A 14,266-nucleotide genomic window follows, 5' to 3' on the forward strand; every position below is an offset into this window, starting at 1 on the left:
GTGGAACCCGCTTCCCATCATCTGCAGGCACTGCCCGGCGTGGAACCCGGGCCGAACGGCTGCGCCACAAGGAAACTGACATGACCCTCGCAGAACAGCTGGAAGCCCTCCGCGCAACCCGCGCCGAGCTGGAAAAGAAGCTCAGCACCGTCGTTGAAAAGTCGATGGCCGAGAAGCGATCGATGAACACTGCCGAGCAGGAAGAGTTCGATGCCATCGGCGACCAGATCAAGAATCTGGACGGTGACATCGAGCGCTTCGATAAGCTGGTGGCCATCCAGGCCAAGTCGGCCAAGCCGGTCGCGCCCATCGCCGACGAGAACGGCAACCGCGTCGGCGGCGGCGAAGGCCGCAGCCTGGAGCCGGTCCAGGTGAAGAACACCCAGAAGCTGGAGAAGGGCATCGAGTTCGCTCGCTATGCCATGTGCCAGCTGAAGGCCAAGGGCAATGCCGAGAAGGCGTTCCGCCTCGCCGAGCGACACTTCCCGGAAAGCGATCGCGTCGTGCGCACGCTGAAGGCCCAGGCCGAGGGCGCTGACCTCGAACTGATCATGAAGGCGACGATCGAAGCCGGCACCACGCTGGATCCGACCTTCGCTGCGCCGCTGGTGGACTACCAGAACTTCGCTGGCGACTTCGTCGAGTTCCAGCGCCCGCGGGGCATCATCGGCCAGTTCGGCCAGGGCAACATCCCGGCGCTGAACAGCATCCCATTCAACGTGCGCATCGCCGGCCAGACCAGTGGCGGCAGCGCCGGCTGGGTGGGTGAAGGTGCTCCGAAGCCGCTCACCGCGTTCGATTTCAACGCGACCGAGCTGCGCTGGGCGAAGGTCGCGGCAATCTCGGTTCTGACCAACGAGCTGATCAGCTTCTCCAGCCCGTCGGCCGAGCGACTGGTTCGCGATGCGCTGGCCGCTGCCGTGAATGAGCGTCTGGACATCGACTTCGTCAACCCGGCGAAGGCGGCCGTGGCCAATGTGTCCCCGGCATCAATCACCAACGGCGCGACCGCGATTGCTTCCTCGGGCAGCGATGCCGACGCCATCCGTGCGGACCTGAAGGCGCTGTGGGCACCGTTCATCGCGGCGCGCAATCCACCGCGCAGCGCGGTGTACATCATGGACAGCACCACCGCGCTGGCCCTGAGCCTGATGCTCAACCCGCTGGGTCAGCTGGAGTTCCCGGGCATCACCATGAACGGCGGCACCTTCAACGGTGTGCCGGTGATCGTGTCCGACTACCTGCCGGTCACCAGCGATGGCGGCATTGTGGTGCTGGTCAACGCATCCGACATCTGGCTGGCGGACGATGGCCAGGTCACGGTCGACGCATCGCAGGAGGCCTCGCTGCAGATGCTGGACAATCCGACCAACAACTCGGCAAGCGGCACGCCGACCACCATGGTCTCGATGTTCCAGACCAACAGCACGGCCTTCCGCGCAGAGCGCTACATCAACTGGGCACGGCGTCGCGCATCCGGCGTGGCCTACCTGACCGGAGTGAGCTGGGGCGGCGCGTAACCAACGGCTATCGGCGGCGGTGGGGGCTTCGGCCCCTGCCGCTTCGCGCGTTCACAGGACCAGGTGAGGACATCATGACCAAGGTCGAGATCGAGAAGCGTGGCAGGGTGGCGAAAGTCCCCCCGCGAGTGGCCGACATGCTGGTGCAGCGCCATGGGTATCTGCGCCGCGACATGCAGGCGCAGCCGCCGGCCGGCCCGACGCCGGAAGAGCTTGCAGCAGCGCAGCAGAAGGCTGCGGAAGTCAGGGCACGGAAGGCTTCCGAGGCCGCTGCCAAGAAGGCGGCGAAGAAGGCCGAAGCGCAGCAGAAGGCTGCGGAAGCCAAGGGCAAAGACTGATGACCGGATTCTCGCCCCGCGAACTGGCCACTGCGATGGGCGTTCGCCAGCATGGCGTCGAGTACCTGCGGAGCCTGTCGCCGGTCGATGCGCGGCCGGGGCGAGAGGGCTGGCACTCGCTGACCGTGCGCGAGCCGTTCTCCGGCGCATGGCAGCAGAACAAGGAAGAGCGGCACAGTACGATCCTTTGCTACCCGACCCTATACGCGTGTCTCAACCGCATCGCTTCTGACATCGGCAAGCTGCCGTTCGTGTTGAAGTCTGAGGACGAGAATGGAATCTGGCGGGTCGAAAGGAGCAACACGGCGTACTGGCCCGTCCTGCGCAAGCCGAACAACTACCAGATTGCGCAGCAGTTCCGCGCCGCCTGGATGTTGTCCAAGCTGATCCAGGGCAACACCTACGTGCTGAAGGGCCGCGATGAGCGCCGCGTCGTCAACCGGCTCTGGGTGCTCGATCCCTGCAGCGTGCAGCCCATGGTGTCCGACAGCGGCGAGGTCTTCTACCAGCTCAACTACAGCACCGGCGAGAACCTGCTGCCGAAGAACTACCCAGGCACGCAACTGATCGTGCCGGCCACCGAGATCATTCACGACCGGATGAACTGCTTCCATCACCAACTGATCGGCGTGCCGCCGCTCTGCGCAGCGCACTGGCCGGCGGTGAAGAACCTGAAGATCCTGAAGGACTCGACCACCTTCTTCTCCAACGGCGCCAATCCGGGCGGAATCCTGACCGCACCGGCTGGCATGTCCGACGAGGACGCGCAGGCAGTGAAGGACTACTGGAACAGCAGTTTCCAGGGTTCCAACGCCGGCAAGGTGGCGGTGGTAGGCGCCGACATGAAGTTCACCCCGTTCGCCTTCAAGGCGGCGGATTCGCAGTTGGTCGAGCAGATGCGGTACTCCGACGAGCAGGTGTGCCAGCCATTCGGCATCCCGCCATTCAAGATCGGCATCGGCTCCATCCCTGCGGGCATGAAGGTCGACGACATCAACCAGCTGTACTACTCGGATGCGCTGCAGGCACACATCGAGGGCATCGAAGAGCTGCTGGACGAGGGCCTGGGCATCTCCCGCCCGATGGGCGTGGAGCTGGATCTGGAGCCACTGTTGCGCATGGACGTGGGCAAACAGGCGGACGTGCACACCAAGCTGACCGGTGGTGGCATTGAGACCCCGAACGAGGGCCGACTGGCGTTCAACCTTCCGCCGCTGGAGGGTGGCGACACCGTCTATATGCAGCAGCAGGACTTCCCGCTCGACCAGGTCCGGCAGAACAAGATCGCGGCCGAGCCCGAGGCCGCACCGGTGGCGCCGTCCGCCAAGACCGACGACACACCGCCTGACGACAGCGATGAGCTGCGCGCGCTGCAGCAGGAGAATTTCATGATGAAGGCCCTTCACGCCGCGCGAGCCGAGGTATTCCGCAATGACTGACCCCATCGACTTCGGCAAGGAGATCGGCGGCCTGATCCGTGAGGCGATCGCGCCGGTGAAGCGGGAGCTGGAGGAGCTGCGCGAGCGGGCTCCGGAGAAGGGCGACCCCGGCCAGGACGCCGAGCCGGTGGACGTGGATGCGCTGGCCGACCTGGTCGTGGCCAAGCTGCTGGAATCTCCGCGCCTGCAGACGTTGGTCGACCTGGCCACGGCCGATGCCGTCTCCAAGCATTTCGAAGCCAACCCAGTTCAGCACGGCCGCGATGCAGACCCCGCGGTGATTGAGGCAACGGTGAAGGCCGCTGTCGACGCACTGCCGGTGCCGAAGGATGGCCGGGACGCGGATCCGGTCACCGAACAGCAGTTGGCTGCGGCGGTGGGAAAGCACCTGGCCGAGAACCCGCCGCAGGCCGGTGCCGACGGTGTTGGCCTGGCCGGCGCCATGATCGATCGCGCCGGCGAGCTGGTGATCACCACCACGAAGGGCGAGACGATCAGGCTGGGCAAGGTCGTTGGTGAGGATGGCCGGGACGGCCTCAGCTTCGAGACAGCCGCCGGTGACTACGACGCCGAGCGTGGCTTCGTCATCACGCTGGGCGCCGGCGACCGCCGAAAGGAGTTCGTGCTGCCCTACATGGTGCACCGCGGGTTCTGGCGCGAAGGCCTAGGCGTGAAGGCGGGCGAATCCATCACCCACGACGGCGCCCTTTGGATCGCCAAGCGGAGCAACGCGTCGAAGCCCTGCCTGGAGAACGACCAGGACTGGGCGCTGGGTGCACGCAAGGGACGCGACGGCAAGGACGGCAAGAGCGTGCGCGTTCCGGCCGAGCCCGTGCAGCTGGGTGGCAGCCATGCGTGAGTTCATCACCCCGGCGGATGCCCGCGAGCAGATGCGCATCGACAGTGGCGCCGATGACCGCTGGCTGGCGCTATGGATTCCGATCGTGTCCGCGGCCGTGGCGGCTTGGCTGAAGGAGGAATGGCGTCTGTATGTGCTGCAGCGAGATTCGGCCGGGAAACTGGTGCGCGACAGCGCAGGCCGGCCTGTGCCGGCCGAGGACAGCAGCGGCGAGCCGATCCTGCACCCTTCGGTGATCGCCGCCACGTTGCTGGAGCTGGCCTCGCAGTACCGCTTCCGCGAAGGCGAGGGCGACAACGTGGTGCCGGCCGATGCTGGCCACGGCTACGTTCTGTCGAAGGCCGCCACCGCACAGTTGGCGCCGCTGCGCCGCACGACGGTGGCCTGATGAGCAACGTTGCCAGCGGAACCCTGCGGCACCGGGTGCTGATCCAGCAGCAGGTGACCACCCGGGACAGTGATGGTATCGAGCAGACGGCATGGGTCGACGTGGCCACTGTGTGGGCCTCGGTAGAGCCGCTGTCAGCCCGAGAGTTCATCCAGTCCGGTCAGACCCAATCAGCAGTCACGGCACGCATCACCATGCGCTACCGCGACGGACTGTTGCCGTCGATGCGCCTGTTCCACCGCGGCGAGATCTTCAACATTGCCGGGCTGCTGCCGGACAAGGCCTCGGGGCTGGAGTACATCACCATTCCCGTCTCGGCCGGGGTCAACGACGGCCAATGATCGAGATCGACCTTCTTGGACCAGGCCCGAGCGCATCGGCAAGCCTGGCCGAGCGGCTGCGCGGCCGCCGCGTGGGCGTGGTCGGCAACGCCTTCGAGCTTGCGCCGTGGGCTGAGTTCCTGGCGGCCAGCGACCGGCAGTGGTGGGACAAGTACCCGGAGGCGCGGCGGTTCGCTGGAGCGCGTTACAGCAGCCACCGGATCGGCGGAGTGATCCAGCTGCGCGGGGCACTGACCAACTGGAACAGCGGCGTGCTGGCGCTGGCGGTTTCCGCCCACCTGGGCGCGACGCTGGTTCGCCTGCACGGCTTTGATATGCACGGCAGCCACTTCTTCGGGCCGTACTCCAACGGCCTGACCAACACGGCGCCGCATCGCCGTGAGATCCACAAGCAACAGTTCGCCCTGTGGGCGAGCCAGAACCCCCACGTCCGCGTCGTGAACTGCACGGCCGGCTCAGCGCTCAGGTGCTTCGATTTCGATGAACAGACTGCCGCTTAACTCGGTGCGCGGGCGCATCCGCGCCTACATCGAGCGCCATGCCGGCGCCCTGGGAGATGACGTGCTGGAGGTCGGCAGCCGCATCCATGACCCGGCCGCTTGGTGGTGCACCAACCGTGACTTGGCCAATGGGCAGTGGACCGGCATCGACATGCAGGCGGGCGAGGGCGTCGACCAGGTGGCCGACATCCACGAGCTGCCGGCGGAATGGTCCAGGCGCTTCAGCGGCATCGTGTGCTCCGAGGTGCTGGAGCACGTGGCCCGGCCGTGGATGGCGCTGCCGGAGCTTCGCCGGGTGCTGCAGCCCGGTGGCCTGCTGGTGATCACCACGCTGTTCGCCTTCCCCGAGCACGGCTACCCCGACGACTACTACCGCTACAGCCAGAGCGGCCTGCGGCTGCTGCTGGCCGATGCCGGATTCAGCGAGATCGCGACCGAGTACGGCGGCGAGGTGCCGATCGAACTGAACGACCATGGTGAGCGCGGTGTGGCCCGCCGGCGCCTGCCGATGCACACCTTCGCGGTGGCGCGATGCTGACGGTGCTCACGGCCACCGGTGCCCGGCCGGCCGCCTGGGCGCTGTGTGAGCGCTGGATGGCCCGGCAGGACTACGCCGGACCCGTCCGCTGGATCATCGTGGACGACGGCCCTGAGCCGCAGCCGGTGACGTTCAGGCGCGAGGGTTGGCAGCTGGTGCTGGTGCGCCCATCGCCACACTGGGCGCCCGGGCAGAACACGCAGGCCCGCAACCTGTTGAAGGGGCTCGCCGCGGTTGGTCCGGACGAGCGGCTGGTGATCATCGAGGACGATGACTGGTATGCGCCTGACTGGCTGGCCACGATCGCGGCCGAGCTGGAGCATGCCGAGCTGGTGGGCGAGCATCGCGCTCGCTACTACAACGTGGAGCAGCGGCGCGGCCGGCAGCTGGCCAACACAGGTCACGCCAGCCTGTGCAGCTCGGCCATGCGCGGTGCAGCGCTCCGGGACTTCGCCGATGCCTGCCGATCACGTCCGAAGTTCATCGACCTGGAGCTGTGGCGCCGCCCCCGTGGCCGCCGGCTGTTCGGTGGCCACCGTGTCGTGGGCATCAAGGGTCTGCCGGGTCGCGGTGGCATAGGGATGGGGCATGACCCGGATTTCAATGGTGAAGCTGATCCCTGTGGTGCCTTGCTGAGGAACTGGGTCGGCGAGGATGCAGAGGTGTACCTGTGAAAGTCGAGTTCAACATCACCGGCATCCCTGGGATCATCCGCACGCTGAGCAGCCTTCCGGCCGAGGTCGTGAGCAAGAAGGGCGGGCCGGTGAAGCTGGCGCTGGCTAAAGGCGCGCGGTTTCTGCGTGACAAGGAGCGACAGAACCTGCAGGCGGTGCTCGAACCGGGCGACGAGTCCACCGGCCTGCTGGCGCAGAACATCATCGCCACGCGCGGTAAGGCGCCCAGCGACGGCAACGGCGAGCGCTACCTGGTCCGGATCAAGCGGAGGATGTATCCGGGCCGCAAGGGTGAGCAGGTCAGCACTCTGAAGTCGGCACAGCTGAAGGAGTACGGATCGGTGCACCAGCCTGCGCGCTCATTCATCCGTCGAACGGTGAACGAGCGCGGAGCGGAAACGATCAACCTGGTGGTCGGCGACCTGACCGTGAGGATTGATCGCCTGGTGGCGAAGTTGGCTCAGCAGAACCGGGGAGGCCGCTGATGTTCCCCAAGGTCTACCGTACCGTCCGGACGCCGGCAGTTGCCGCGATCGTTGATACACGCATTGGCCGGCATGGCGAGGTATCCCAGACCGAGACCCGCCCTTACATCACTTGGCAGATCATCAGCGGGCAGCCTTTCGACAATTTGAGCAGTGCGCCTGGTGGCGACTTCACCACGGTGCAGCTGGACTGCTACCACGCTACCGATGCCGGCGCAGAGCAACTGGCGCTGGCTGTTCGCGGGGCACTGGACGCCGGCCTGATCTGCAACCGGGTAGTGATCAACAGCCGCGACCCTGACACGAAGCTTTACCGGGTCGGCATGGAGGCCGACTTCATCGACCAGCGCTGAGCCGCTGGCATCACCCCAACGGCCGCCGCGAGGCGGTTTTTCTTTGACCAGAGGACTTTGCAATGACCGAGGGCGTCATCAAAACCCAGGGGTCCGAGCTCTTCACCGTGGACAAGCTGAGTTCCAGCGTCGCCTCGGTCCTGAAGTTCGAGTGCCCGACTGGCATCACCGGCCTGGGCGGCGCTGCCGACCAGATCGAATCCACCTGTCTGGACACGAAGGGCGACAAGGAATATGAGGGTGGCCTGGGCAACCCCGGACAGGTCAGCGTTCCCTTCAACTTCATTCCGCGCAGTGGTTCTCACCAGATCCTGTTCGATCTCAAAGAGTCCCGAGAAGTCCTGCCGTGGTTGATCGGACTGAGCGACGGTGTCTCCCCGCCAACGCTGGACAGCGATGAGGAACTGGTCGCTCCGGCTTCGCCCAGACGCACCTCGATCGGCTTCCGCGGCTACGTCTCGGATCTGAACATCGACATCGCCACCAACGAAATCGTGCGCGGCACGCTGACGATCCAGCGCAGCGGCAGTGTCGTCCCCCACTGGAACGGGCCGTACTCGGCCTGACGGCTCACGCATAGACCTTCGGGGTGTCCGGCTCTGCGCGCCCAGCCGTCGCGTACCCGGCCCCCACCTACTGAGAACGGCTGATGGACAAGAGCAAGATCCTGACGAGCAACGCCCCAGTCGCGCGCGAGGTGAAATTTAGCGACGGAACCACCGAGACCGTGCACTTTCGGCAGGTCAGCGCCGGCCAGATGCGCCGCTGGCGTGCGGCGGAAGCCTCCGGCAACGAAGACGAAACCTGCTTTGCAATGCAGCGCCTGGTTGCGGCCAGCCTGTGCGACGCCGACGGGAAGCTGGTGCTGAGCGAGGCAGAGTCGCAGAATCTGACTGCAAACGGCCTCACCGACCTGTTCCCCCACGTCATGGCTGTGGCCGGCATCGGTGAAGACGCAAAAAAGTCATAGCCGAGCGTGGACGCGAGTACTTCAGCTGCATCCTAGGCCTCGCGCTCGGCAAAACGCTGGGGGAGATCGACGATCTGCCCGAGCCTGAATTCCAGCGATGGCTGGCGTTCTATCAGCTGTACCCATTCGACGATCTGCATCGCTACCACCGCCCAGCCGCGCTTATCGGCGCCAGCTTCGGCGGGTCGATCCAGAAGAACCTCGACTTCCTGCAGCCGACTCCGGTTGCGCATGAGTTCCCCGATGCCGATCTGCGAACCCTCGCAGCATTCGGCCTGAAACCCCCGAGAGGCTGATCGCATGGCAACTGCCGGCTCCATCGTCATCGACCTGTTGATGAAAACCGGGTCGTTCGTGACGGACACCCAGCGGGCCGAGAAGTCGATGAAATCGATGGAGCGGACCGCGGCCGGCGTCAGCAAGGGCATCGTCGCCGGATTCACTGCCATCGGCAGCGTGATCGGCGGAGCCATCGCAGCATTCGCGAGCGTGGACGCAGCGATCACCGGCCTGAGCAATGCGATCAACGCTGCCGATCGCATCGACGAACTGTCGGCCAGGTTCAGCATCTCCACGGAGACGCTGTCGGGGTGGGGCTACGCCGCCAAGATGACTGGCTCGGACTTGGAAGGTCTGGTCGGCATCATTCCCAAGTTCAGCAAGAACATTGCGGATGCGTCGAAAGCCGGCAGCGACGCGGACAAGACGTTCAGGGCACTCGGGATCTCGGTCAAAGACCAAGCCGGGAACCTTCGGAGCTTCGAGGACCTTCTGCCCGAGGTGCAGAATCGGTTCGCTGGCATCAGTAACGAGACCACGAAGACCGCGCTGGCGATGCAGCTGTTCGGCAAGTCGGGCGCGGAGTTCCTGGAGTTCCTCAGTCTCGGTGCCGACGGCATGCGGACCATGGAGGAGCGTGCGCGTTCGCTCGGCATCGTCATCGACTCGGACACTGCAGGGGCTGCGGCCGAGTTCAACGATCGCCTGGACGACCTGCGCGCCGCAACGCAGGGCTGGTTTACCCAGCTGGCCAGCGAGCTGTTGCCTACGCTGACTGACTTGACCACGCAACTGGTGGACGTCGCCAAGGAGGGCGGCGGCGTCCGCGATGTCGCTCACGGGATCGCCTCGGCGTTCCGCGAGATCGGCAAGGCGGCTGAGATCTTCGGGGTGGTCGAGGACTGGCTCGATCGGCTGCGTGGCGGCCTGGTGGCGGTGGAGAAGCAGGGCAACGCAGTCATCAAGCTGGCCACCGGCCAGTACAGCGGCCTGTTCGGATCGCAGGGAGGCGGATGGGACGCCTTCGCTAAGGACTACATGGTCGGCACCGCCTATGCCGACAAGGGATGGGCGGCGATGCAGGGCGGCGGAGCAATTCCCGATGGCGCTCGCAGCGGACCGAGAGGGCGCAGCACGCGATCGACTGCAGAGGAAGTACAGGCTGCCAAGGAGCAGGCTGAGCAGCGCCAGAAGGCGGCCGAATGGGAGGCCAAGCTGCAGTCGTCGTGGGCGGAAAGTGCGAAGAAGAAAAAGGCCGCTGCCACGGAAGATGAGAAGGCTGCCAAGAAGCTTCAGAGCTCCTACAAGACAGCCAACGAGCAGCTGGAGAGGCAAATCGCGCTGTTCGACAACAGTTCGGAATCAGCCCGCGTCAACTACGAGATCCAGTCCGGCGGCTTGAAGGGCATCGACAGCGCTGCACAGCTCGCGCTCCGATCCAGTGCCTCGCTGCTGGACATGCTCGGCAACATCGATGAGGCCGAGTCGATCATGGCCGAGAGCGCCCAAAAGTTCGCCGATGCCTTCGATGGCATGTTCGGGATCGATGACGACTCCAGCTCGGTGGTGGAGGACAAGTTCAACCAGTGGACCGCCTACGCAGACCAGGCGGCGCGCAACATGCAGGACGCCTTCGCCGACTTCCTCTTCGATCCATTCTCAGAAGGTCTTGGCGGCATGGCTTCCAACTTCGCCAAGACGTTGCAGAAGATGGCCGCGCAGGTGGCTGCATCCAAGATATTCGAACTGGTCGGCAGCTGGGCCAACGGATACTCGGGCGGCGGATCCAGCTGGATCAATGCAATCGGCCGGGCGATCGGCGGTAGCTCGGGCGGCCGCGCTGGCGGCGGCCCTGTGGCGGCCGGCAGCATGTACCGAGTGGGCGAGGGTGGCCGCCCGGAGCTGTTTGATCAGGGCGGGAAGACCTACCTGATACCTGGTGATGCTGGCTCTGTACGTCCGATCACGGCCGGGCTGCCGTCTTCATCAGCAGTCGGCGGTGGCGCTTCGGGCAACGTCTTCAACACCACGCTGAACATCACATCGGATGGCACCAGCACCACCCAGCAGGGTTCAGGTGCACAAGGGCAGCAGCTGCAGCAATCACTCACCCAGATGATGAACCGGTGGGCAGTGGACAACATGCGTCCCGGCGGCCTGTTCAACCGGCAGGGGACCCGCTGATGGCTGAGGTATTCACATGGTGCGTGCGCACCGAAATCACCGGCACCGGCGACTTCCTGGTCAAGGGGGCCCAGTTTGGTGACGGCTACCGGCAGACCTCTGCGGACGGCCTCAACAACGAGAGCCAGCAGTGGCCGATCTCGATCGTCGGCCGCGAGTCCAAGGTTGGCCCGGCTCTCGCCTTCTTGCGGGCGAGAAAGGGTGCTGTCTCGTTCATCTGGACACCGCCCCTTGGTGTGCAGGGTCTGTACCTGTGCAAAACCTACACCGTGACCCCGCATGGCAATGGCCTCTATACGCTCGCCGCCACCTTCGAACAAACGTTCCAGCCGTAAGGAGATCCCATGGCACGCCAGATTATCGATACATCACCGCCGAGTGGAGATCCGGCGCCCACGGCCTTCAACAAGGTCAATGCGAACTTCGCTGAGCTGTATGGCCCTAATGGGCCTTCCTTGCCGAAAAGCGGCGGAACCATCACTGGGGATACCGTGATCTTCGGGGGCACGCTCCGGGTCACGCCAAACACATCAGGGGATCAACTGTTCTTCAGATCAGAGGGCGCATCCGGTGTGACGTTGGATGCGGTCAACAACTCGAACAGCAGCTACGCCCCGTTGTCCATTCGTGGTTCTGCTATCAATCTCAATGGACCGGTGTCGGTGAGTGGCGGCATATCCGCAAACCTCACATTTTCTAGCACTACATCGAACGTCGTGCTGGCGACAGGTTCCGTTGGTAGCGCTGTCTTTCTCAGGCCGAATGGAGCAACCAACAGCGCTGGCCAGCTGTTATTGGCACCGGATGGATCCTGCAGCGCAGCATCCTTCAATCCAACCTCGTCGGCGGATGTGAAGGATTTCATAGAGGGCTACAGCGGTGATGCTGACACGGACCTCAATCGCCTGGTGGTCATCACCCACAAGTACCGGCCCAGTTTCTTGGAAAGTCAGAAGAGCTACTTGAGCCTTCTTGCGGAGAATGTCCACAGCGTCATTCCTATTGCGACGGACGGCGACTATGACGTCGTGGAGAAAGAACCCTACGAGCGGCCGGTGAAGGTCACGGTGCAGGTTCCCAACGAGACCGGCGACGGCTCGCATGCTGTCGAGATGGATACTATTGAAACAGCATGGCGCGAGGTAACTCGCCACGTGCCAATGAACGTCAACTTGATGGCTATGGTGGCGCTCTGCGTGCGCGGACACCAGACGAAGGACAAGCGCATCCGCGATCTGGAGGCCGCATTTGTGGGCCTTCAGCAAGCGATGGCTGATCTCCAGGCCAGCGCATCATGATCACCGCCGATGCTCAACAGCTCGAACCCGGTGGCCGCGTGACCGTGTACGAGCTGGACGCGACCAGCATTGGTGCGGACCAGCTGTGGTTCCACCAGCACCTGCAGGCCGGCGTCATCTGGTGGCAGGGCCAGCAGTACGGGGCCTGGCCGATCGAGGCCACCGGGTTCGCCCAGACCGGTGACCAGCAGCCAGCTCCGCGCCTTCGGGTCGGCAACGGCGACGGCCGCATCGGCGTCATGTGCCAGCTGTACGACGATCTCGTCGGAGCCAGGATCATCCGCCGGCAGACGCTGGTGAAGTATCTGGACGCGGCGAACTTCGCCGAGGGGAATCCGACTGCCGATCCTGGCGAGCACTTTCGGGACGAAATCTGGTTCATCGAGCGCAAGGTCGCGGAGACCAAGGAAATGGTCGAGTTCGAGCTGGACACGGCCATCCACCTCAACGGCGAGGTGCTGCCGGGGCGCCAGATCATGTCAAACGTGTGCACCTGGCTGCTGCGTGGCGGCTACCGGGGGCCGTACTGCGGCTACACCGGCGCGGCTTACTTCGACATCAATGACAATCCGGTGAGCGACCCCGGCCAGGACGTGTGCGCCGGCCTGGTTCGCAGCTGCAAACGCCGGTTCGGCGAGAACAACGAACTTCCGTACGGTGGGTTCCCCGCTGCTGGCCTGGTCCGCACCTGATTCTGCAGCACATCGACAGCAACCCCACAGCCCGCCTCGCGCGGGCTTTTTCGTGAGCGACACATGGAACAGAGCACCCTTCAGGCCATCCAGGCGCACGCCGTGGCCGAGTACCCGCGCGAGTGCTGCGGTCTGGTCGTGGCCACCGCCGCCGGCGAGGACTATGTTCCCTGCGCCAACACCGCGGCCAAGCCTTCCGACCAGTTCCGCATGCCGGCGGAGGACTATGCCGCGGCGGAGGATCGTGGCGATGTGATCGCTGTGGTGCACAGCCACCCGAACGCCTCCGCCGCCGCCTCGGACGCTGACCGGGTCATGTGCGAGGCCAGTGGCCTGCCTTGGCACATCGTCAGCGTGGGCCAGGTGGCGGGCGAGGTGCCTGGCTGTCACGACATCCAGACCATCGAGCCGTGCGGCTATGTGGTGCCGCTGGAGGGCCGTCAGTTCTCCCACGGCATCCTCGATTGCTACAGCCTGGTGCGGGATTTCTACGCGCTCGAGCTGGGCATCACGCTCAGCCAGTACGAGCGCGACGATAACTGGTGGGACAACGGCCAGGACCTCTACAGCCTGGACCGCCTGCGCGCCGAGGGCTTCGAACTGATCGATGGCGCCCCGCGCCGCGGCGACATGATCCTGATGCAGGTCCGCTCGCCGGTTCCGAACCACGCCGGCGTCTACCTGGGCGACGACCTGATGCTGCACCACCTGTACGGTCGGCTGTCTGAGAAGGCCGTCTATGGCGGTATGTGGGCGGAGCGCACCCGCTACATCGTGCGACACCGCGAGGCACGCCATGACTGACCGCTTGCGCAAGATCCGGCTCTACGGAGCACTGGGCAAGCGCTTCGGTCGCGAGCACCGCCTGGCAGTGGCAAACGCTGCTGAGGCTGTGCGCGCGCTCGGCGTGCTGTTCGACGGCTTCCAGCAGTACCTGCTTGAGGCTGAGGGCAAAGGCGTTCGGTTCGCGATCTTCGTCGGCGCCGAGAACGTCGGAAAGGATCAGCTGCTCGATCCGCCTGGCGAGGAAGTGATCAAGATCGCCCCAGTGCTGGTGGGCGCCAAGAGCGGCGCGCTGCAGACCATCGTCGGCGGCGTGCTGTGGGGCGTGGCCACCTTCATGAGCATCGGCGCCACTGGCTTCGCCTTGGCCGCGTACTCGGCGGCAGCCAATGTGGGTATGGCCCTGACGCTCGGCGGCGTGTCGCAGATGCTGGCGCCGCCGCCCAAGACGCTCGGCAGCAAGGAAAAGCCCGAGAACACCCCGAACTACAGCATGAACGGCGTTGTCAACACGCAAGCCGCTGGTGGTCCCGTGCCGCTGTCCTATGGCGGCCACGACGAAAAAGGGATGCTGGTGGGCTCGGCAATCATCAGTGGCGGCATCTACGCAGAGGACCAGCTGTGA

General features: G+C 65.0%; 20 protein-coding genes. All 20 read left to right on the forward strand.

All coding sequences use genetic code 11. The features are described 5' to 3' along the window. Positions 1–80: 80 nt before the first annotated feature. The 20 genes from ACMZPQ_RS03030 to ACMZPQ_RS03125 all read left to right on the forward strand — a co-directional run bounded on the left by ACMZPQ_RS03030 (position 81) and on the right by ACMZPQ_RS03125 (position 14,266). On the forward strand, positions 81–1,520 hold the full coding sequence (locus tag ACMZPQ_RS03030) for a phage major capsid protein (RefSeq protein WP_414486043.1): 1,440 nt from the start codon (positions 81–83) through the stop codon (positions 1,518–1,520). Positions 1,521–1,594: 74 nt separating this feature from the next. Continuing rightward, positions 1,595–1,858, forward strand: coding sequence for a hypothetical protein (locus ACMZPQ_RS03035; protein WP_414486044.1), 264 nt, complete (start codon positions 1,595–1,597; stop codon positions 1,856–1,858). Then, positions 1,858–3,297: a phage portal protein gene (locus tag ACMZPQ_RS03040; protein WP_414486045.1), complete on the forward strand. Its 1,440-nt coding sequence runs from the start codon at positions 1,858–1,860 to the stop codon at positions 3,295–3,297. Before ACMZPQ_RS03035 ends, ACMZPQ_RS03040 begins: the two co-directional genes overlap by 1 nt. Continuing rightward, a complete protein-coding gene (locus tag ACMZPQ_RS03045) occupies positions 3,290–4,156 on the forward strand; it encodes a hypothetical protein (RefSeq protein ID WP_414486046.1) in 867 nt (288 codons plus the stop codon). Before ACMZPQ_RS03040 ends, ACMZPQ_RS03045 begins: the two co-directional genes overlap by 8 nt. Then, positions 4,149–4,544 carry a hypothetical protein gene (locus ACMZPQ_RS03050; protein ID WP_414486047.1) on the forward strand — a complete coding sequence of 132 codons (396 nt, stop codon included), beginning with the start codon at positions 4,149–4,151 and terminating at the stop codon, positions 4,542–4,544. The genes ACMZPQ_RS03045 and ACMZPQ_RS03050 overlap by 8 nt, the downstream gene beginning before the upstream one ends. Continuing rightward, positions 4,544–4,885, forward strand: a complete 342-nt coding sequence (locus ACMZPQ_RS03055) for a phage head closure protein (protein ID WP_414486048.1) — start codon at positions 4,544–4,546, stop codon at positions 4,883–4,885. The genes ACMZPQ_RS03050 and ACMZPQ_RS03055 overlap by 1 nt, the downstream gene beginning before the upstream one ends. Beyond that, positions 4,882–5,385 carry a hypothetical protein gene (locus ACMZPQ_RS03060; RefSeq protein WP_414486049.1) on the forward strand — a complete coding sequence of 168 codons (504 nt, stop codon included), beginning with the start codon at positions 4,882–4,884 and terminating at the stop codon, positions 5,383–5,385. The genes ACMZPQ_RS03055 and ACMZPQ_RS03060 overlap by 4 nt, the downstream gene beginning before the upstream one ends. After that, positions 5,366–5,923, forward strand: a complete 558-nt coding sequence (locus tag ACMZPQ_RS03065; RefSeq protein ID WP_414486050.1) for a class I SAM-dependent methyltransferase — start codon at positions 5,366–5,368, stop codon at positions 5,921–5,923. Before ACMZPQ_RS03060 ends, ACMZPQ_RS03065 begins: the two co-directional genes overlap by 20 nt. After that, positions 5,917–6,597 carry a glycosyltransferase family A protein gene (locus ACMZPQ_RS03070; RefSeq protein WP_414486051.1) on the forward strand — a complete coding sequence of 227 codons (681 nt, stop codon included), beginning with the start codon at positions 5,917–5,919 and terminating at the stop codon, positions 6,595–6,597. The genes ACMZPQ_RS03065 and ACMZPQ_RS03070 overlap by 7 nt, the downstream gene beginning before the upstream one ends. Continuing rightward, on the forward strand, positions 6,594–7,082 hold the full coding sequence (locus tag ACMZPQ_RS03075; RefSeq protein WP_414486052.1) for an HK97-gp10 family putative phage morphogenesis protein: 489 nt from the start codon (positions 6,594–6,596) through the stop codon (positions 7,080–7,082). Before ACMZPQ_RS03070 ends, ACMZPQ_RS03075 begins: the two co-directional genes overlap by 4 nt. After that, a complete protein-coding gene (gene gp17 / locus ACMZPQ_RS03080) occupies positions 7,082–7,435 on the forward strand; it encodes a tail completion protein gp17 (protein WP_111172979.1) in 354 nt (117 codons plus the stop codon). The genes ACMZPQ_RS03075 and gp17 overlap by 1 nt, the downstream gene beginning before the upstream one ends. Positions 7,436–7,497: 62 nt before the next feature. Beyond that, the gene (locus ACMZPQ_RS03085) at positions 7,498–8,001 is read left to right on the forward strand and encodes a phage tail tube protein (RefSeq protein ID WP_414486053.1); all 504 of its coding nucleotides are present in this window, start codon (positions 7,498–7,500) and stop codon (positions 7,999–8,001) included. An 83-nt stretch (positions 8,002–8,084) separates the two neighbouring features. Next, positions 8,085–8,405, forward strand: coding sequence for a phage tail assembly chaperone family protein, TAC (locus ACMZPQ_RS03090; protein WP_414486054.1), 321 nt, complete (start codon positions 8,085–8,087; stop codon positions 8,403–8,405). Positions 8,406–8,539: 134 nt separating this feature from the next. After that, positions 8,540–8,701: a hypothetical protein gene (locus ACMZPQ_RS03095; protein ID WP_425529290.1), complete on the forward strand. Its 162-nt coding sequence runs from the start codon at positions 8,540–8,542 to the stop codon at positions 8,699–8,701. 4 nt (positions 8,702–8,705) lie between these two features. Continuing rightward, positions 8,706–10,868 (forward strand): hypothetical protein, encoded by a 2,163-nt coding sequence (locus ACMZPQ_RS03100; RefSeq protein WP_414486056.1) that lies wholly within the window; start codon positions 8,706–8,708, stop codon positions 10,866–10,868. Further along, positions 10,868–11,203: a phage tail protein gene (locus ACMZPQ_RS03105; protein ID WP_414486057.1), complete on the forward strand. Its 336-nt coding sequence runs from the start codon at positions 10,868–10,870 to the stop codon at positions 11,201–11,203. Before ACMZPQ_RS03100 ends, ACMZPQ_RS03105 begins: the two co-directional genes overlap by 1 nt. A gap of 9 nt (positions 11,204–11,212) precedes the next feature. After that, complete coding sequence (locus tag ACMZPQ_RS03110) at positions 11,213–12,166, forward strand: hypothetical protein (protein ID WP_414486058.1); 954 nt, start codon at positions 11,213–11,215, stop codon at positions 12,164–12,166. Next, positions 12,163–12,858: a phage minor tail protein L gene (locus tag ACMZPQ_RS03115; protein ID WP_414486059.1), complete on the forward strand. Its 696-nt coding sequence runs from the start codon at positions 12,163–12,165 to the stop codon at positions 12,856–12,858. Before ACMZPQ_RS03110 ends, ACMZPQ_RS03115 begins: the two co-directional genes overlap by 4 nt. Before the next feature lie 63 nt (positions 12,859–12,921). Further along, a complete protein-coding gene (locus tag ACMZPQ_RS03120; protein ID WP_414486060.1) occupies positions 12,922–13,662 on the forward strand; it encodes a C40 family peptidase in 741 nt (246 codons plus the stop codon). 4 nt (positions 13,663–13,666) lie between these two features. Further along, positions 13,667–14,266, forward strand: coding sequence for a tail assembly protein (locus tag ACMZPQ_RS03125; RefSeq protein ID WP_414486061.1), 600 nt, complete (start codon positions 13,667–13,669; stop codon positions 14,264–14,266).

Source organism: Stenotrophomonas maltophilia, assembly GCF_047497515.2.
Lineage (GTDB): Bacteria > Pseudomonadota > Gammaproteobacteria > Xanthomonadales > Xanthomonadaceae > Stenotrophomonas.